18 protein-coding genes are annotated in these 16,800 nt (G+C 71.7%); 8 read left to right on the top strand and 10 right to left on the bottom strand.

Annotation, left to right across the window (positions count from 1 at the left end; translation table 11 throughout):
• The first annotated feature begins 47 nt into the window (after positions 1-47).
• Both MKK55_RS25970 and MKK55_RS25975 read left to right on the top strand, forming a co-directional pair.
• Positions 48-704 (top strand): FMN-binding negative transcriptional regulator, encoded by a 657-nt coding sequence (locus MKK55_RS25970; RefSeq protein ID WP_243938415.1) that lies wholly within the window; start codon positions 48-50, stop codon positions 702-704.
• A complete protein-coding gene (locus MKK55_RS25975) occupies positions 701-1,411 on the top strand; it encodes a GNAT family N-acetyltransferase (RefSeq protein ID WP_147842390.1) in 711 nt (236 codons plus the stop codon). Before MKK55_RS25970 ends, MKK55_RS25975 begins: the two co-directional genes overlap by 4 nt.
• Positions 1,412-1,418: 7 nt before the next feature.
• On the opposite strand, the gene MKK55_RS25980 is transcribed toward MKK55_RS25975, so the two are convergent.
• From MKK55_RS25980 to MKK55_RS26005, 6 genes are all read right to left on the bottom strand, one after another.
• Entirely contained in the window at positions 1,419-2,060 is a 642-nt protein-coding gene (locus tag MKK55_RS25980; RefSeq protein ID WP_147842389.1) for a phosphoribosylanthranilate isomerase, read from the bottom strand.
• Positions 2,061-2,083: 23 nt separating this feature from the next.
• Entirely contained in the window at positions 2,084-2,440 is a 357-nt protein-coding gene (locus tag MKK55_RS25985; protein ID WP_147842388.1) for a lipopolysaccharide assembly protein LapA domain-containing protein, read from the bottom strand.
• A gap of 103 nt (positions 2,441-2,543) precedes the next feature.
• A complete protein-coding gene (gene ihfB / locus MKK55_RS25990; protein ID WP_147727600.1) occupies positions 2,544-2,855 on the bottom strand; it encodes an integration host factor subunit beta in 312 nt (103 codons plus the stop codon).
• 53 nt (positions 2,856-2,908) lie between these two features.
• Entirely contained in the window at positions 2,909-3,892 is a 984-nt protein-coding gene (gene sppA / locus MKK55_RS25995; RefSeq protein WP_243938425.1) for a signal peptide peptidase SppA, read from the bottom strand.
• A 398-nt stretch (positions 3,893-4,290) separates the two neighbouring features.
• Entirely contained in the window at positions 4,291-6,015 is a 1,725-nt protein-coding gene (rpsA, locus tag MKK55_RS26000) for a 30S ribosomal protein S1 (RefSeq protein WP_147727602.1), read from the bottom strand.
• A gap of 338 nt (positions 6,016-6,353) precedes the next feature.
• Complete coding sequence (locus MKK55_RS26005) at positions 6,354-7,061, bottom strand: DUF1013 domain-containing protein (RefSeq protein ID WP_147727603.1); 708 nt, start codon at positions 7,059-7,061, stop codon at positions 6,354-6,356.
• 374 nt (positions 7,062-7,435) lie between these two features.
• Here MKK55_RS26005 and MKK55_RS26010 point away from each other — a divergent pair, with 374 nt between their 5' ends.
• Positions 7,436-8,638, top strand: coding sequence for a PepSY-associated TM helix domain-containing protein (locus MKK55_RS26010; protein WP_243938427.1), 1,203 nt, complete (start codon positions 7,436-7,438; stop codon positions 8,636-8,638).
• A 154-nt stretch (positions 8,639-8,792) separates the two neighbouring features.
• On the top strand, positions 8,793-9,548 hold the full coding sequence (locus MKK55_RS26015) for a DUF502 domain-containing protein (protein WP_243938429.1): 756 nt from the start codon (positions 8,793-8,795) through the stop codon (positions 9,546-9,548).
• A gap of 1 nt (position 9,549) precedes the next feature.
• Here MKK55_RS26015 and MKK55_RS26020 read toward each other — a convergent pair whose 3' ends face one another.
• A complete protein-coding gene (locus MKK55_RS26020) occupies positions 9,550-9,828 on the bottom strand; it encodes a hypothetical protein (RefSeq protein WP_147728587.1) in 279 nt (92 codons plus the stop codon).
• A 277-nt stretch (positions 9,829-10,105) separates the two neighbouring features.
• Between MKK55_RS26020 and MKK55_RS26025 the strand changes: the two genes are divergently transcribed.
• Positions 10,106-11,080 (top strand): quinone oxidoreductase family protein, encoded by a 975-nt coding sequence (locus tag MKK55_RS26025; RefSeq protein WP_243938431.1) that lies wholly within the window; start codon positions 10,106-10,108, stop codon positions 11,078-11,080.
• A 64-nt stretch (positions 11,081-11,144) separates the two neighbouring features.
• Positions 11,145-11,774 (top strand): nicotinamidase, encoded by a 630-nt coding sequence (locus tag MKK55_RS26030; protein WP_243938433.1) that lies wholly within the window; start codon positions 11,145-11,147, stop codon positions 11,772-11,774.
• A 46-nt stretch (positions 11,775-11,820) separates the two neighbouring features.
• Here the strand turns inward: MKK55_RS26030 and hspQ are convergent, their stop codons facing one another.
• Both hspQ and MKK55_RS26040 read right to left on the bottom strand, forming a co-directional pair.
• Positions 11,821-12,174 carry a heat shock protein HspQ gene (hspQ, locus tag MKK55_RS26035; protein ID WP_147728590.1) on the bottom strand — a complete coding sequence of 118 codons (354 nt, stop codon included), beginning with the start codon at positions 12,172-12,174 and terminating at the stop codon, positions 11,821-11,823.
• Positions 12,175-12,307: 133 nt separating this feature from the next.
• A complete protein-coding gene (locus MKK55_RS26040) occupies positions 12,308-13,024 on the bottom strand; it encodes a DJ-1/PfpI family protein (protein WP_243938435.1) in 717 nt (238 codons plus the stop codon).
• Positions 13,025-13,078: 54 nt separating this feature from the next.
• Between MKK55_RS26040 and MKK55_RS26045 the strand changes: the two genes are divergently transcribed.
• Positions 13,079-14,098 carry a GlxA family transcriptional regulator gene (locus MKK55_RS26045; RefSeq protein ID WP_243938437.1) on the top strand — a complete coding sequence of 340 codons (1,020 nt, stop codon included), beginning with the start codon at positions 13,079-13,081 and terminating at the stop codon, positions 14,096-14,098.
• A 111-nt stretch (positions 14,099-14,209) separates the two neighbouring features.
• On the opposite strand, the gene MKK55_RS26050 is transcribed toward MKK55_RS26045, so the two are convergent.
• Positions 14,210-15,262: an HpcH/HpaI aldolase/citrate lyase family protein gene (locus tag MKK55_RS26050; protein WP_147728376.1), complete on the bottom strand. Its 1,053-nt coding sequence runs from the start codon at positions 15,260-15,262 to the stop codon at positions 14,210-14,212.
• 226 nt (positions 15,263-15,488) lie between these two features.
• On the opposite strand from MKK55_RS26050, the gene MKK55_RS26055 reads away from it, so the two are divergent.
• Complete coding sequence (locus tag MKK55_RS26055; RefSeq protein WP_147728377.1) at positions 15,489-16,793, top strand: patatin-like phospholipase family protein; 1,305 nt, start codon at positions 15,489-15,491, stop codon at positions 16,791-16,793.
• Positions 16,794-16,800 lie beyond the last annotated feature (7 nt).

A 16,800-nucleotide genomic window follows, 5' to 3' on the forward strand; every position in this document is an offset into this window, starting at 1 on the left:
ACCGGAGATCGGTCAAGCACGGGCCTCCACCGGTCCGGAGCGCCGCGATGTACCAGCCACCGCATTTCCGAGAGGACGACCTCGGGGCGCAGCATGCCCTGATCCGCGCCCATCCCCTCGGGCTCCTGGTCACCGCCGGTCCGGGGGGCCTGATGGCGAACCCGATCCCGTTCCTGATCGACGGCGCGGCGTCCGAACGGGGGACGCTGCGCGCGCACCTGGCGCGGGCCAACCCGCAATGGCGCGAGCTGGCGCAGGTCGCGGAATGCCTCGTGGTGTTCCAGGGTCCCCAGGGCTACGTCACCCCGTCCTGGTACGCGACCAAGCGCGAGACCGGGAAGGTGGTGCCGACCTGGAACTACGCCACCGTCCACGCCTGGGGTCGGCCGCTTGTGGTCGACGACCCCGACTGGCTCCGCCGCCAGATCGCCGAACTCACCGACCAGCGCGAGGCGTCGCGGCCCGAGCCCTGGTCGGTGGACGACGCGCCCAAACCCTTCACCGACGCGCAGGTGAAGGGCATCGTCGGGATCGAGATCCCGGTCGCGCGCATCGCCGGCAAGTGGAAGCTCAGCCAGAACCGGCCGGAGGCCGACCGCGCCGGCGTGGTCGCGGGTTTTCGCGCGGCGGGCGGCCGGGAGGATATGGCGGCGGACATGTCAGCACACATGGCCGACCTGGTGCAGGAACGGAGCGGACGATGAGCGCGCGCGAGAACAGCTTCGGCCAGCCGATCGGGCCGGCCCTGCCCGACTGGCGCCCGCGCCCGCTGCCGCCGCGGGAGGCGATGCAGGGACGCACCTGCCGGGTCGAGCCGCTCGATGCGGAGCGCCATGGCGCCGACCTTTTCTCGGCCTTCTCCGCGGCGCCGGACCGGCGGGGCTGGACCTATCTCGGCAACACCCTGCCGGAGACGGAGGGGGCCTACCGGGCCGAGCTGGCGGCGATGGCGGCCGGCGCCGACCCGCTGTTCCACGCGGTCGTCGATGCCGGCACCGGCCGGGCGGTCGGGATCGCGTCGTACCTGCGCATCGATCCGGCCAACGGCGTCATCGAGGTCGGGCACCTGCACTTCTCGGCCCTGCTGGTGCGGCGGCCCGCCGCGACCGAGGCCATGGCCCTGATGATGGCCCGCGCCTTCGACGAGCTCGGATACCGCCGCTACGAGTGGAAGTGCGACGCCCTCAACGCGCCCTCGCGCGCGGCGGCCCTGCGCTACGGCTTCACCTTCGAGGGCGTCTTCCGCAACGCCGTCGTGGTGAAGGGCCGCTCGCGCGACACCGCCTGGTTCTCGGTCACCGACGCCGAGTGGCCCCGGGTGAGGGCGGCGTTCGGGGCCTGGCTCGCCCCCGACAACTTTTTCGAAGACGGGCGGCAGCGGCGATCCCTCGCTGATCTGCGAGCGGGCTGATCCCGGCTCAGCCCCCCGCGCGGGCCGCCCTGACGAAGGCGGCGATGCGGTCGGGATCCTTCACGCCCGGGCCCGCCTCGACGCCCGAGGAGACGTCGACCGCGGTGGCGCCGGTGCGGGCGAGCGCCGCGGCGACGCTGACCGCGTCGAGGCCGCCCGACAGCATCCAGCCGGCGGGAAGGTCCGCCCCGGCGAGCAGATCCCAATCGAAGGCGCGGCCGTTGCCGCCGGGCAGCGCGGCTCCGGGCGGCGGCTTGGCGTCGAGGAGCAGGCGGTCGGCGACGGCGTAGGCCGCGATCCGATCGAGGTCGGCGCGGGTCGCGACGCCGATGGCCTTCATCACCGGGCGGCCGGCGAGGCGGCGGATTTCGCCGACGCGCTCCGGGGTCTCGGAGCCGTGCAGCTGGATCAGGTCGGGATCGATCGCCTCCATCGCGGCGGCAAGCGCGGCATCGTCCGGATCGACCAGCAGCACGACGCGCTCGGCCCTGCCGCGGGCCTGCTCGGAGAGGGCGCGGGCCGTGTCGAGGCCGACATGGCGCGGGCTCTTTTCGAACCGCACGAGGCCGATCCAGTCAGCCCCGGATTCCAGTGCGGCGGCCAGCGTCTCGGGCGTGCTCAGGCCGCAGATCTTGACGCGAATCAACATGGCCCGAGAACCGGAATCGCGCGTCAGCGCGGGGCCGGCAGCGCGGTCCGCCCCGGCAGCGTCAGGGCGGTGCCGGGCTCCGGCGGGGCGTAGGCCTTCAGCCGCTCGGTCTCGCCTTCGAGCCGGCGGATCTCGCGGCCGCGGTGGCGGACCTGGCGGCGCGCCTTGCCCTGCCCGAGCCAGGCGAAGATGCCGCCGACGACGATGCCGAGCGCCACGGCGCCGAACAGGATCGCGTAGAGGGGCAGCGTCACGCTGAACACCGGATCGGGCGAGAACGGATCGAGCGAGAGGCGGACGGGATCGCGGTTGGCGACCGCGAGCAGGATCACCAGGACCGCGATGGGCAGCAGCACCAGACTCTTGAGGAAGCGGACCATCGATCTCTCCGAACCGTTCTTAACCGTGCTGCGGATGGCCCGAGGGGCCATCCGCGATCCGCCGCACCGGCGGCGACGCGGCCGCCCGGCATCCCGCGGCGCCCTACTCGGCCGCGGACTGGCTCTCGCCGATCCCGGCCGCGTTGAGGCGCAGGCGCATCTCCTTGCCGGTCTTGAACACGGGGATGGCCTTTTCCGACACGGCAACGGCCGCACCCGTGCGCGGGTTGCGCCCGCGGCGCGCATCCCGGCGCTTCACCGAGAACGCGCCGAAGCCGCGCAGCTCGACCCGGTCGCCCCGTGCCAGCGCGTCGGCGATCGTGTCGAGGATCGCGTTGACCAGCGTCTCGACGTCCCGCTGGTAGAGGTGCGGGTTCTGCTCGGCGATCTTGAGGACGAGCTCCGACTTGATCATGGCGTCTGGTCTTCTCGAAGTTCCGGGGCGCGAATCCTGATGGATCGCACCGATCAGGGCGCGGCGGACGGGCTCGGGCGCCACAGCACGAGCATGCCGCCCCGGGTGACGGCCCCCGCCTCGGCCCCGGCCTCGGCCAACCGGGCGGACAGGCCGTCGAGCCCGAGGAGGTCGGCACCGAGGCCGAGCGCCGAGAACAGGCCGAAGCCCTGGCCGGAAGCCGGCTTCCAGTCGGTCACCGGCAGGTTCTTGGGCACCTTGCGCGCGCTCTCGAGCCAAGCGATCGCCTGCCGCTCGCTGCCGAGCTCGTCCACGAGCTTCAGCGGCACGCTCTGGCGGCCGCTGAACACCCGGCCGTCGGAGACCGTGGCGACCTGGGCGCCGTCCATCCCGCGCCGCTCGGCCACGAGGTTCTTGAACCAGGCGTAGGTGTCGCCGACCACCGCCGCGAGGGCGGCGCGCGCCTCCGGCGAGGTCGGGGTGAAGCCCGACGGCTCGGCCTTGAGCGGCGAGGACTTCACCGATTCGACCTTCACGCCGACCTTGTCGAGCAGCCCCGACACGTCCGGATACTGGAACAGCACGCCGATCGAGCCGACGAGCGAGGTCTCGCGCGCGACGATGTGGTCGGCGGCGATCGCGGTGATGTAGGCGCCCGAGGCCGCGGTGCCGTCGACGAAGGCGACGATCGGCTTCTTCTCGGCCAGCGCCCGCAGGTTGCGGAACAGCTCCTCGGAGCCGGTGGTGGTGCCGCCGGGCGAGTTGATCGAGACCACCACGCCCTCGACGGCGGCGGATTCGCCGACCCGCTTCATCAGCTTGGCGGTGGCCTCGCTGCCGGAGATGAAGCCCGAGATCGAGATGCGGGCGATCTGCGGCTTCACCGCACCGAACAGCCCGTCCTCCGTTCCGGCGCGGACCCGCAGGCCGACCGCGCCGACGGCGACGACGAGGCCGCCGATGCCGACGACGCGCCACAGGGACAGCTTGCGGCGCAGCCGCCGCCGGTCGATCAGGAGTTCGGCGTCGGCTGCCATGCGATGGTCTGCTCCCTCACGGTCCCGACCGCGCGGGCCGGCCGGTTCTCAGCCCACCCGCAGACCGATGCCCGGGGCAGGGCGCACGAGGCTCACGCGCCGCGACGCGGTCCGCACCTTAGGCAGCGGTACAGACCAAGTCCTTGGCAGGCTTGAGCTCGTGGGCGCCGGGCGGTTGCCCGCGAGCGGTGTTCTAGCCCTGCCGGACACGGACCGGCAAGGGGCGCAGGGGGCCAAAACCGCATCGCCTTGCGGTTGCGCCGCGCCTGTCATGGGGCGCCGGATCGTCTTGCCCCGCCAAACGAAAGGCCCGCGCCGGACGGATGTCCGGCGCGGGCCTTCGATCGACCGGGACCTGACGGCCGCCCGGATGGACCGGGCGGCCGGCATGGACCGGACTACTTCTCCTCGACGTCGTCGCTGGTGCGGGCCTTCTTGAAGGCTGCACCGAGGATGTCGCCGAGCGAGGCACCCGAATCGGCGGAGCCGAACTGGGCCATCGCCTCCTTCTCCTCGGCGACTTCCAGCGCCTTGATCGACAGCTGGACGCGGCGCGCCTTACGGTCGAACTGGATGACGCGGGCGTCGAACTTCTCGCCGGCGGCGAAGCGCTCGGGGCGCTGGTCGCCACGGTCGCGGGCGAGCTCTGCGCGGCGGATGAAGGTCGACATGTCGGTGTCGACGATCTTCACCTCGATGCCCGAATCCTTCACCTCGACGACCTCGCAGGTGACGATCTGGCCCTTCTTGACGTCGCCGGCCTCCGCGAAGGGGTCGCCGCCGATCTGCTTGATGCCGAGCGAGATGCGCTCCTTCTCGACGTCGACGTCGAGAACCTGCGCCTTGACCATGTCGCCCTTCTTGAACTCCTCGATCACCTGCTCGCCGGGACGGTTCCAGTCGAGGTCCGACAGGTGGACCATGCCGTCGACGTCGCCTTCCAGGCCGATGAACAGGCCGAACTCGGTCTTGTTCTTGACTTCGCCCTCGACCTCGGACCCGACGGGATGCTTCTCGTTGAAGGCCTCCCACGGGTTCTGCAGGGTCTGCTTGAGGCCGAGCGAGATGCGGCGCTTGACCGGATCGACCTCGAGGATCTGCACTTCCACTTCCTGCGAGGTGGAGACGATCTTCCCGGGGTGGACGTTCTTCTTGGTCCAGCTCATCTCGGAGACGTGGATCAGACCCTCGATCCCCGGCTCGAGCTCCACGAAGGCGCCGTAGTCGGTGATGTTGGTGACGCGGCCCTTGAGCTTGGCGTCGACCGGATAGCGCTGGGCGATGCCCTCCCACGGATCGGCGAGCAGCTGCTTGATGCCGAGCGAGATGCGGTGGGTCTCGTGGTTGATCTTGATGATCTTGACCTTGACCGTCTGGCCGATGGTCACGACCTCGGACGGATGGTTCACGCGGCGCCACGCCATGTCGGTGACGTGGAGCAGGCCGTCGATGCCGCCCAGATCCACGAACGCACCGTACTCGGTGATGTTCTTGACGACGCCGTCGATGACCTGACCCTCCTCGAGGTTGGCCACCAGCTCGGAGCGCTGCTCGGCGCGGCTCTCCTCGAGGACGGTGCGGCGCGAGACGACGATGTTGCCGCGGCGGCGATCCATCTTGAGGATCTGGAACGGCTGCGGGGTGCCGAGCAGCGGGGTCACGTCGCGCACCGGGCGGATGTCGACCTGGGAGCGCGGCAGGAACGCCACGGCGCCGTCGAGGTCGACGGTGTAGCCGCCCTTGACCTGGTTGAAGATCGTGCCGGAGACGCGCTCGTTGGCCTCGAAGGCCTTCTCGAGCTTGACCCACGACTCCTCGCGGCGCGCCTTGTCGCGCGAGATGACGGCCTCGCCGAGCGCGTTCTCGATGCGGTCGACGTAGACCTCGACCTCGTCGCCGACGGCGAGCTCGCCCTCGCGGCCGGGGCCGTTGAATTCCTTGAGGGCGACGCGACCCTCGGTCTTGGCGCCGATGTCGATGACCGCGACGTCCTTCTCGATCGCGACGACGCGACCCTTGACGACGGAGCCTTCGGTGATCTCGTGTTGGAGGAACGATTCCTCGAGCAGCGCCGCGAAGTCGTCGCGGTAGGCGTCGCGCTGCAGAGCGGTACCAGCAGTCATTCTGTCTCCTGAACGGGCTCCCTCGAGGGATGCCCTCACGTCGGCGGCTCGTGTTGCGAACGCCCCCGTTGCCGCTGCCGCTCCGGATGGGGGAGCGACCGATCCGAAAATGGGATCGGCTTGCCGACGCGTTCGTACGGTGTCCGAGGGCGGTCGTCCCGGGGCGGCGCGGCGCAACACGAGAACACGCGCGTGCGGTCGGCCCGGAAGGACGCCGGCTCTCTACAGCAACGGGCCCTGAAGTTCAACAGAAACGGATGTCGGCACGAAAATGGGCCCGCTTCCTTCGAAGCAGGCCCACGCCTTCGGTCCGGAGACTTGAGACCCCCGGGTACGATCTAGTCTTCGTCGTCGTCCGCCGGGCGGACGCCCTTGAGCTTGGCGAAGACCGAATCGGCGTTGATCCGCTCCTCGCGGCCGCCGTGGCGGTGCTCGTCGGCCTCGGGCGCCTCGTCGCGGGTGGAGACCTCGGTCGGCAGGAGCGAGGCTCCCGAATCGGCGGCGAGCGCGGCCGGCCGGTCCTTGGCGGCGCGCTGGACCTCGAAGTCGAGGTCGATCTGGGTGCACAGGCCGAGCGTCACCGGGTCCATCGGCTGCAGCGAGCCGGAATTCCAGTGCGAGCGCTCGCGGATCTGCTGGATCGTCGACTTGGTGGTGCCCACGAGCCGGATCACCTGCGCGTCCTTCAGCTCGGGGTGGTTGCGCAGCAGCCAGAGGATCGCGTTCGGGCGGTCCTGACGGCGCGACAGCGGGGTGTAGCGCGGCCCCTTGGTGGTGCGCTTGACCTCGGGCAGCTTCACCTTCGAGACCGCGACCTTGAGCTTGTAGGCCGGCGACTTCTGCGCCTTCTCGATCTCGTCGCGGGTGAGCTGGCCCGCGGTGATCGGATCGAAGCCCTTGATCCCGGCGGCGACCTCGCCGTCGGCGATGCCCTTCACCTCCAGCGGGTGCAGCTTGCAGAAATCGGCGATCTGCTCGAAGGCGAGCGAGGTGTTCTCGACCAGCCAGACGGCGGTCGCCTTGGGCATCAGCGGACCCTGGGTCATGTTTCGCACGGGCTCCAAAACCGACGCGTGGACGGACGGGGCCGGGCATCGGTCCGCAGGCTCCGGACCGCTCGATCCGAAAGTCCCGTCTCACGCATTCAAAAGGGGAATGACCTTGTATACGCGGGGCCGCCGGAGGGCGCAATCGACTCGACGGCCTGCGACCGGGCGATCGTCGGGCGGCGCCGGGTCGAAGAACCGGCCCCGGCCCTCCGGTCCGTCCGTGTCGGGCGAAGGGTTTCGGGGCGTTCGACCGTGGCCGGGCAAGCAACGCGAGGGGACACTACCCTGAATTGTAGTAATTCGGCGTCGAAAATATCGGGGTTCCGCCGGAAGACTTGACTTCACGTCGTTCTCATGACGTACCGCCCGCGATGCCCGTCCCCCTCCGCACCGTCCTGTTCCGCCTGCACTGGGCGCTCGGCCTCACCGCCGGTCTCGTCCTCGCCGTGGTCGGCGTCACCGGCGCGATGATGAGCTACGAGGAGGCCATCGTCGATCTCGCCAATGCCGACCGTGCGCGGATCGCGGTCCTGGACCGGCCGCATCTCGGCCCGGAGGCGCTGGTCGCGCGACTCGGCGCGCAGCGCCCGGGCCTCAGGGTGAGCACGCTGACGATCGCCGGCGACCCGGCGATCGTCCCCCGCGTGCGCTTCGCCGACGACACGTCCGGCGCGCGGCCGCCCTCGGTCTACCTCGATCCCTACGACGGCACGCTGCGCGGCGAGATCCGCGGCGAGGCGACCTTCGCGACGATCCGCGGCCTGCACCGGTGGCTGCTCCTGCCCGGGGAGGGCAGGGGCTGGGGTCGGACGATCACCGGGGCGGCGGCGGTGGCGCTGCTCGCGTTCCTCGCCACCGGCCTGTACCTGCGCTGGCCCAAGGTCCACGCTTGGCGGATCTGGCTGAGGCCGAGTCTGCGCCGGCCGGGGCGCCCGCGCTACTGGTCGCTCCACGCCGTCGCCGGCACCTGGCTGCTGCCGGTCTACGCCGTGATCGCGCTGACGGGGCTGTGGTGGTCCTACGAGCCGTACAGGTCGGCCGCGACCCGGCTCCTCACGGGCAAGGCGCCCGAGGCGCGCGCGGACCGCGCGGCCGGGCGCAAGGCGGGAGAGAGGCAAGGCGAGGCGAGCCCGGTCGGGAGCACCGAGAACCCGCTCGCCCTGGACAGGGCCTGGGCCGCGTTCCGGGCGGAGGAGGGCGCGTCGGCGGCGCTCGCGACCGTGACGCTGCCGGGGCGCGACGCGACGCGGATCCGCATCCGCTGGATCGCCGCGGCGTCCGACGCCCCGAAGGCGCGCAACGAATCGACCTTCGACGCCGCGACCGGCGCCCGCCTCTCGCGCGTGCGCTTCTCCGACGAGGCGCTCGGCCGGCAGATCGCCGAGTCCATGCTCGAGGTCCATCGCGGGCGCTTCTTCGGTGGGGTCTTCGCCCTGGTCTTCTGCCTCGCCGCGCTCATGATGCCGCTGCTCGCGATCACCGGCCTCGTGCTCTACGTCCTGCGCCGGCGTGCCGGGGCCGCGCGACGGTCGGCGCCGCGCGGCCCCGGTCTCGTCGCCGAACCGCGGCCTTGAGACGGGCCGGCGGAGGGAGTAGGTCTGAGGGCACCGGAGCCGTGCCCGGCATCGTGCCTTCGCGACCTTGCCTTCGGGGGCTGCCCTGGTTTCCGTGAGACCGCCGACCACGCTGCCGCCGTCCGAGCCGGACCCCGCGGGCCCCCGCCCCCGCGTGAGCGCGCGCGGACGGCTGCGGACGTACTTCCTCACCGGCATCATCGTCGCGGGGCCGCTGGCGATCACCGCCTACATCACGTGGTGGATCATCACGCTGATCGACGGGTTCGTGAAGCCGCTGGTGCCGGCGAGCTACCTGCCGGACCATTACCTGCCGTTCTCGATCCCGGGGCTGGGCATGCTCATCGCCTTCGTGGCGGTGACCCTGCTCGGCTTCCTCACGGCGAACCTTGTCGGGCGCAGCGTGATCGAGTTCGGCGAGGTGCTGCTGGCGCGCACGCCCGTGATCTCGGGGCTCTACAAGGGCCTGCGGCAGATCTTCGAGACGCTGTTCTCCGCCAACGGAACCTCGTTCCGCACGGTCGGCCTCGTCGAGTTCCCGGTGAAGGGAACCTGGTCGGTGGTGTTCCTGTCGGCGCCGGCCGCGCCCGACGTCCAGGCGGCGCTTCCCGGCGGCAAGGGAGAAGCAGGGGAGGACGGCCGCAACGACTATGTCGGCGTGTTCCTGCCCTGCGCGCCGAACCCGACCACGGGGTTCTTCTTCTACCTGCCGCGCACCGACATCATCGAGGTCGGGATGAGCGTGGACGATGCGGCCAAGCTGGTGATGTCGGCCGGCGTCATCCAGCCGGACGATCCGCAGGCCCGGCTTCAGGCCATGGCCGCGACCCTGCGGACGGCGCAGGGGCTCGCGCCCGAGACGTCGCGGGAGACGCCGGCAGGCGCCGCCCCGCGTCGCGAAACGGTCTGACTCAGGAGGCGCTGGCGGTGACGACGGTCTTCGGCGTCGCCGCGACGCGGTTGCCGCTCATCCAGCCGGTCGAGGTCTCGGCGGCCAGCAGGAGCGCCAGGGCGAAGCAGAGGCCGTTGGCGGCGATCCAGAGGGGCCGCGCGGCCCGGCGAACCGCGATACCCACGTCGGAAGCCTGCTCGGAGGCGGCGTCGGAGATCGGCAGCAGCCAGGGCTCGTGAGCGAGGGACTGCCATCCCTCGGAAGACCCCGGCAGGCGTTGGAACGGTCCGGTCAGCATCGCTGTCCTCCATCTTTCCCGTGACGGCCTGAACGAATCAGCCTTTCGTTCAGGTTCAGTTAAGATTGAAACATGGCCACTGCAAGGCATGCTCGGCGACGTGGGCCTCTCAACCGCGTCCGGGCCGATCGCGTTCCCTCCCCGGATCGATGATTTGCTCGCGGCGCCGGGATGCGCGCCCCGCTCTGTATCGCCCGCCCCGATCGAAGCCATTGCGCCGGGCGCCCCGTCCCTTATCTCGCCGGGCACGATCTCACGCGAGGAAGAGGCGACGACGATGCCGAAGGCGATACGCGTTCAGGATTACGGCGGCCCCGAGGTGATGGCCTACGAGGACGTGCCGACGCCGCAGCCCGGCCCCGGCCAGATCCGCATCCGCGCCGGCGCGATCGGCGTCAACTTCATCGACATCTACTTCCGCTCCGGCGCCTACAAGGCGGCACAGCTGCCGTTCACCCCGGGCAAGGAGGTCGCCGGGACCGTGACGGCGGTCGGCAAGGGCGTGACCGGGTTCTCGGTCGGCGACCGGGTCGCCACCGGATCGGGGGAGGGCACCTACGCCGAGGAGCCGCTGATCGCGGCCTCGGCCGCCGTGCACGTGCCGGACGGGATCGACGATTCGACCGCCGCCGGCATGATGCTGAAGGGGCTCACCGCCGAGTACCTGCTGCACCGGACCTATGCGGTGAAGCCGGGCGACACGATCCTGTGGCACGCGGCCGCCGGCGGCGTCGGCCTGATCGCCTGCCAATGGGCCAAGCACCTCGGCGCCACCGTCATCGGCACCGCCGGCTCGGCCGACAAGGCGGAGCTCGCCCGCGCCCACGGCTGCGACCACGTCATCCTCTACCGCGAAGAGGACGTGGCGGCCCGCGTCCGCGAGATCACCGACGGCAAGGGCGTCCCGGTGGTCTACGACGGCGTCGGCCAGGACACGCTGATGGGTTCGCTCGATTCGCTGGCCCCGCTCGGCCTGCTCGCGAGCTTCGGCTCCGCCTCCGGCCCAATCAAGGCGCTCGACCTCGGCCTGCTCGCCGCCAAGGGCTCGCTCTACGTGACGCGCCCGACCCTGTTCACCTACGCGAGCCGCCCGGAGATCCTGGCCGAGATGGCGAAGAACCTGTTCTCGGTGGTGCAGAGCGGGGCGGTCAGGATCCCGGTCAACCGGACCTACAAGCTGTCGGAGGCCCAGCAGGTCCACCGCGACCTTGCCGGCCGCGAGACCACCGGCTCGACGGTGATGGTCCCGTGATCCCGGGATCGCCGGATCGGAGGATCCCGGGCGGACGCCGTTCCGCCGAAGCCGGGGGCTGCCCGTGACGGTCGCCGCGGCCGAGGCCCTGATCGTCGTCGACGTGCAGCACGACTTCCTGCCCGGCGGCGCGCTCGCGGTGCCCGACGGCGACGCCGTTCTCGCGCCGATCCGGGCGCTGGCCGCGCGGTTCCGGACCCTGGTGCTGACGCAGGACTGGCACCCGGCCGGGCACGTCTCGTTCGCGAGCGCGCATCCGGGCCGGGCGCCGTTCGAGACGGTGCGGCTGGCCTACGGCGAGCAGGTGCTGTGGCCGGACCACTGCGTGCAGGGCAGCGCCGGGGCGGGGCTCGCCCCCGGCCTCGACCTGCCCGGCGCCGCCCTCGTCCTGCGGAAGGGCCTGAGCCCTGGAGTCGACAGCTACTCGGCCTTCGTCGAGGCCGACGGGACGCCGACGGGGCTCGCCGGCTACCTGCGCGAGCGCGGCGTCCGGCGCGTGGTCCTGTGCGGGCTCGCCACCGATTACTGCGTCGCCTGGAGCGCCCTCGATGCGCGCGCGGCAGGCTTCGCGGCCGCCGTCGTCGCGGACGCGACGCGGGCGATCGACCAGGGCGAATCGCTCGCCGCCGCCTGGGCACGGATGGAAGCCGCCGGAATCGGCAGGGCGACGAGCGCCGACGTGACGGGATCGTAGGCCCCGAAGCCGCTCGGAGCACCGGACGGCGCGCGTCCCGAAACGGTCAGTTCGCGGTGCGGTCGCGCATGCGGTAGGTGCCGCCGGGGTCGCGCTCGAACATCTCCGGGATGCCGGCGTGGCGCAGGCTCTCGCCCGAGGTGTCGGGCACCAGGTTCTGCTCGGACACGTAGGCGACGTACTCGGTCTCGGCGTTCTCGGCGAGCAGGTGGTAGAACGGCTGGTCCTTGCGCGGACGCGCCTCCTCGGGAATCGCCAGCCACCAATCCTCGGTGTTGTCGAACACCGGATCGACATCGAACACGATGCCGCGGAACGGGTAGATCCGGTGGCGCACCACCGCGCCGATCCCGAACTTGGCGATGCGCAGTCTCGATTCGGTCGGTCGCGGGTCGGTCATGGCCTGATCCATCATGACGGATCAGATAGGCGCGGATGGCGGCCTTGTCACCGGGTTCCGGGGGCGGTGCATCGGAACCGACCCGCGTCGCGGGCCGGCCTCGCCCGTGCGGCCGGCGTGATCGAGACGAGCCTCACCCGCCGGCGGGGAGGGCGATCCCGAGCTCGGCGGCGACCCTGCGTGCGGTCGCCTCCCGCCGCGCGGTGATCTCGGCGACGCCGATGCGCGCCCGCTCGAGGATCGCGGCCGGGGCGGTCCGCGGCGTGCCGCTGTCGAAGGGCGGCTCGGGGGCGTATTCCATGCCGAGCTGGATCGCCTGGGCGACCTCCGGGCCGCGCAGCTCGGCCGCAAGCTGCAGCGCGCCGTCGATGCCCGCGGTGACGCCGGCCGCGAACACCCACGACCCGTCGACCACGACGCGCCGGTCGACGGGCTGCGCGCCGAAATACGGCAGCAGCGCGAAGGCGCTCCAATGCGTCGTCGCCCGGCGCCCCCTCAGCAGCCCGGCACCGCCGAGGAGCAGGGCGCCGGTGCAGACCGAGAAGACGTGCCCGGCTCCCCCCGCCTGCCGCCGGATCCAGCCGAGCACGGCCTCGTCCCGCATCAGCGCCTCCTGGCCGAAGCCGCCGGGCACGTGCAGCACGTCGAGCTGCGGCGCATCGGCCAAGGCCGCGTCGGGGGTGAGCCGCAGGCCGCGGACGTCGCGCACGCTCTCGGCGGTCGGGGCGTAGATCCGGTAGGTCGCGTTCGGGATGCGGGACAGCACCTCGAACGGGCCGGTGAGGTCGATCTGGTCCAGCCCCTCGAACAGGAGCGAGCCGATCTGCAGGTGGGTCTCGGGGGGGATCATCGCGGGGTCTCCGTGGTGGACAGGGACACCCTAAGGCCTCAAGATCTGGCCGGGATGCCAGACGACCCTCGTTTCCAGCCAGATGCCGCTCGAACCCATACCGTTCGAACCCACGCCGGATCGCCCCGCATCGTCGAGGTGCTGGCCTTTCCGTCCGTGCAACTGCTCGACGTGGCTGGTCCGCTGCAGGTCTTCGCGACGGCCAACGAGCAGGCACGGGGCTCGCGGCCCTACGCGCCGCGTGTGGTCGGCTGGGGCGACGGCGCGCTGACCTCGTCCGCGGGCCTGCGGCTGGCGGTCGACCCCCTGCCCGACCGCGACGCCCCGCTCGACACGCTGATCGTCGCCGGCGGCCCCGGCGTCGTCGCGGCCTCGGCCGACGCGGACCTCGTCGACTGGATGCGGGCGCGGGCGGCGCGGGCGCGGCGGGTCGCCTCGGTCTGCACCGGCGCCTTTCTGCTCGGGGCGGCAGGGCTCCTCGACGGGCGCCGGGCGGCCACCCACTGGGCCCATTGCGAGCGGCTCGCCGAGCTCTATCCGCTGGCGCGCGTCGAGCCGGACCCGATCTTCGTGCAGGACGGCCCGGTCTGGTCCTCGGCGGGGATCACCGCCGGCATCGACCTGGCGCTGGCGCTGGTGGAACAGGATCTCGGCCGTGCGCTGGCGCTCGGCGTCGCCCGCCATCTCGTGATGTTCCTCAAGCGCCCCGGCGGGCAGGCGCAGTTCAGCGCGGCGCTCGCGCTCCAGGCCGGCGACGACCGGTTCGACGCCCTCCATGCCTGGATCCGGGAGAACCTGGCCGGCGACCTCTCGCTTCCGGCGCTGGCGGCGGTGGCGGGCATGAGCGAGCGCAGCCTCGGCCGGCACTACCGCGCGGCGACCGGGCTGACGCCGGCCAAGGGGGTGGAGCGCCTGCGGGTGGAGGCGGCGCAACGGGCGCTGTCCGAGACCAGGCGCCCGGTGAAGCGCATCGCGCAGGCCTGCGGCTTCGGCTCGGAGGAAACCATGCGCCGCAGCTTCCTGCGGCTCGTCGCTGCGCTGCCGCAGGATTACCGAAGCCGGTTCGGGCCGTGACGGCTCATGCCGGACCTCATGGGCGAGAACCCGTGAGGTCCGGCGGAGAGCTGCCGCCCCGCGGTCGCGGGGGCCAAGCCTCGATGCGTCGGGCTCATCGAGGTCTGGTCATCAGCCGAGCTTGTACACCGCGGCCAGCTCCGGGTCCTTGGCCGCCACGAGCTTGGCCAGGTCGACGATGACCTTGGCCTGCTTCCAGGTGGCGTCGTCCTGCATCTTGCCGTCGAGCATCACCGCGCCGGTGCCGTCGGGCATCGCCGCGACGATGCGGGCGGCGAAGGCCACCTCGTCCGGATCGGGGGCGAAGACGCGCTTGGCGATGGCGACCTGGTTCGGATGCAGCGTCCAGGCGCCGGCGCAGCCCATGAGGAAGGCGTTGCGGAACTGGACCTCGCAGGCCGGGCCGTCGGAGAAGTCGCCGAACGGGCCGTAGAAGGCCTTGATGCCGTTGGCCATGCAGGCGTCGACCATCTTCGCGATGGTGTAGTGCCAGAGGTCCTGCTGGGCGGAGGCGCGGGCGACGCCCTCGCCGGCCGGGTCGGCGATCACGCGGTATTCCGGGTGGCCGCCGCCGACGCGGGTGGTCTTCATGCCGCGGGACGCCGCCAGGTCGGCGGGGCCGAGGCTCATGCCGTGCATGCGGGGCGACGCGCAGGCGATGGCGTCGACGTTGGCGACGCCTTCGGCCGTCTCCAGGATCGCGTGGATCAGGATCGGCTTCGTCACGCCGTGGCGCGCCTCGAGCTGGGCGAGCAGCTGGTCGACGTAGTGGATGTCCCACGGGCCCTCGACCTTGGGAATCATCACCACGTCGAGCTTCGAGCCGACGGCGGCCACGAGCTCGAACAGGTCGTCGAGAAACCACGGCGAGTTCAGCGCATTGATGCGGCTCCACAGGCCGGTGCCGGTCGCCGCGAAGTCGGTCGCCTGCGCCATCTGGACGAAGCCCTTCCGGGCCGCCTCCTTCTGGTCCATCGGCACCGCGTCCTCGAGGTTGCCGAGCACGACGTCGACGGTCGGCGCGAGCTCCGGCACGCGGGCGCGGACCTTGTCGTTGTGCGGCGGCACGAAGTGGATCATCCGCTCCAGCCGCACCGGCAGCTCGCGGAAGGGCTCGGGCGCGCCGGCGGCGAGCGGCTGGAAGAAGCGGCGCGGCAGTTTCATGGAAGAACCTCGTTGCAGGTCGGCTTGCCGAGTCGGCGTGACGGACCGGTTCGTCCGGTTAGTGCAAGCACAGGCCCGGCGTAAAGCGATCCGCGTCGCAAGCGTCATGGTGCGCTGCCGCACGAATGGCGCGGCCGGCTCGGTGGTCGTGCCCGGTTGCGGGAACACGGCGGACGGCGCAGCGTTTTCGAACCGAGGCGGGTCAATCGGTATCGGGAAACGGGCTATGCCCTCTTCGAAGACGCGTCAGCTCGCGCTTTGCGCGACGATCCTTGCACTTGGAATCGGTGCGCCTGACCTTTCCCGTGCCGGATCGGATACTGCCAAACGCACCGAGCGCACGGCGTTCACCGCCGGCGAGATCGCGACGGCGCGTCCTGCCGCCCTGAAGGGCGCGATCCGCATCGCCGGCGACGACGGGCAGGCCTTCCAGGCGCTGATCGACGGGGCGTCCGCGGCGGCCGACCCCTGGCTCGTGCTGTCCGGCGGCGGCGAGAACGGCGCCTTCGCCGCGGGCCTCCTCTCCGGCTGGAGCGCGAGCGGGCGCCGCCCGGCCTTCGGCGTGATCACCGGCGTCTCGACGGGCGCCCTGATCGCCCCCTTCGCCTTCATCGGTGCCGCCGGCGATGCCGCCCTGCGCGAGGCCTACACCACGGTCTCGGCGGCGGACGTGTTCGAGTTCGGCGGCTCCGCCGAGGCCCTGACCGACACCTGGCCGCTCAAGCGCCGGATCGAGAAGGCGGTGACGCCGCGCCTGCTCAAGGCGATCGCCGCCGAGCACGCCAAGGGCCGGCGCCTGCTGGTCGCCACCACCGAGCTCGACACCGAGCGCCCTGTGCTGTGGGACATGGGCGCGATCGCGACGATCGGCGACGACAAGGCGCTGAACCTGTTCCGGTCGATCGTGCTGGCCTCGTCCGCCGTGCCGGGCGTGTTCCCGCCTGTCTCGATCGACTCGACGACCGTCGACGGCAAGACGAACCAGGGCAAGACGATCCAGGAGATGCACGTCGACGGCGGCACCACGGCGCCGTTCTTCCTCGCGCCGAAGCCGGCGCTGATCGCGGCGCAGACGGGTGCCGGCGGGGTCAGGATCCCGGCCCGGACGGTCTACCTCGTCGTCAACAACAAGCTCGCGCCGTACTTCCAGATGGCGACGCACACCACGCTCTCGGTGCTCGGCCGGGCGATGTCGTCGGCGATCAAGGCGCAGACGCGCGACGCCCTGGCGCTGGCCGACGCCTTCGCCCGCCGCGAATCCATCGACCTGAAGGTCGCCGAGATCGACGACCGCTTCACCGACACCTCGCCGGCCCCGTTCGACCAGCGCTACATGAAGGCGCTGTTCGCCCACGCGGAGAAGCTCGGCCAAGAGGGCACGGCCTTCGGCGGACAGGAGGCGCTGGCCGAAGGCTCGTCGAACCTGCCGACCGGCTCGCTCGGCGCGCTGCATCCGAAGGCCCCGCAGCCGGCGACGCCGCGCCTGGACGCATCCCGACCGGACGCCTCGCAGGCCCTGGCGACGCGCTGAGCGGCGC

The sequence above is a fragment of the Methylobacterium sp. J-059 genome, assembly GCF_022829485.1.
GTDB lineage: Bacteria > Pseudomonadota > Alphaproteobacteria > Rhizobiales > Beijerinckiaceae > Methylobacterium.

What these genes read in the sequence shown, in the direction of transcription:
- MKK55_RS25970 (WP_243938415.1), top strand. Translation starts at nt 48, where the DNA reads ATGTACCAGCCACCGCATTTCCGAGAGGACGACCTCGGGGCGCAGCAT.
- MKK55_RS25975 (WP_147842390.1), top strand. Translation starts at nt 701, where the DNA reads ATGAGCGCGCGCGAGAACAGCTTCGGCCAGCCGATCGGGCCGGCCCTG.
- MKK55_RS25980 (WP_147842389.1), bottom strand. Translation starts at nt 2,060, where the DNA reads ATGTTGATTCGCGTCAAGATCTGCGGCCTGAGCACGCCCGAGACGCTG.
- MKK55_RS25985 (WP_147842388.1), bottom strand. Translation starts at nt 2,440, where the DNA reads ATGGTCCGCTTCCTCAAGAGTCTGGTGCTGCTGCCCATCGCGGTCCTG.
- ihfB (WP_147727600.1), bottom strand. Translation starts at nt 2,855, where the DNA reads ATGATCAAGTCGGAGCTCGTCCTCAAGATCGCCGAGCAGAACCCGCAC.
- sppA (WP_243938425.1), bottom strand. Translation starts at nt 3,892, where the DNA reads ATGGCAGCCGACGCCGAACTCCTGATCGACCGGCGGCGGCTGCGCCGC.
- rpsA (WP_147727602.1), bottom strand. Translation starts at nt 6,015, where the DNA reads ATGACTGCTGGTACCGCTCTGCAGCGCGACGCCTACCGCGACGACTTC.
- MKK55_RS26005 (WP_147727603.1), bottom strand. Translation starts at nt 7,061, where the DNA reads ATGACCCAGGGTCCGCTGATGCCCAAGGCGACCGCCGTCTGGCTGGTC.
- MKK55_RS26010 (WP_243938427.1), top strand. Translation starts at nt 7,436, where the DNA reads ATGCCCGTCCCCCTCCGCACCGTCCTGTTCCGCCTGCACTGGGCGCTC.
- MKK55_RS26020 (WP_147728587.1), bottom strand. Translation starts at nt 9,828, where the DNA reads ATGCTGACCGGACCGTTCCAACGCCTGCCGGGGTCTTCCGAGGGATGG.
- MKK55_RS26025 (WP_243938431.1), top strand. Translation starts at nt 10,106, where the DNA reads ATGCCGAAGGCGATACGCGTTCAGGATTACGGCGGCCCCGAGGTGATG.
- hspQ (WP_147728590.1), bottom strand. Translation starts at nt 12,174, where the DNA reads ATGACCGACCCGCGACCGACCGAATCGAGACTGCGCATCGCCAAGTTC.
- MKK55_RS26040 (WP_243938435.1), bottom strand. Translation starts at nt 13,024, where the DNA reads ATGATCCCCCCCGAGACCCACCTGCAGATCGGCTCGCTCCTGTTCGAG.
- MKK55_RS26045 (WP_243938437.1), top strand. Translation starts at nt 13,079, where the DNA reads ATGCCAGACGACCCTCGTTTCCAGCCAGATGCCGCTCGAACCCATACC.
- MKK55_RS26050 (WP_147728376.1), bottom strand. Translation starts at nt 15,262, where the DNA reads ATGAAACTGCCGCGCCGCTTCTTCCAGCCGCTCGCCGCCGGCGCGCCC.
- MKK55_RS26055 (WP_147728377.1), top strand. Translation starts at nt 15,489, where the DNA reads ATGCCCTCTTCGAAGACGCGTCAGCTCGCGCTTTGCGCGACGATCCTT.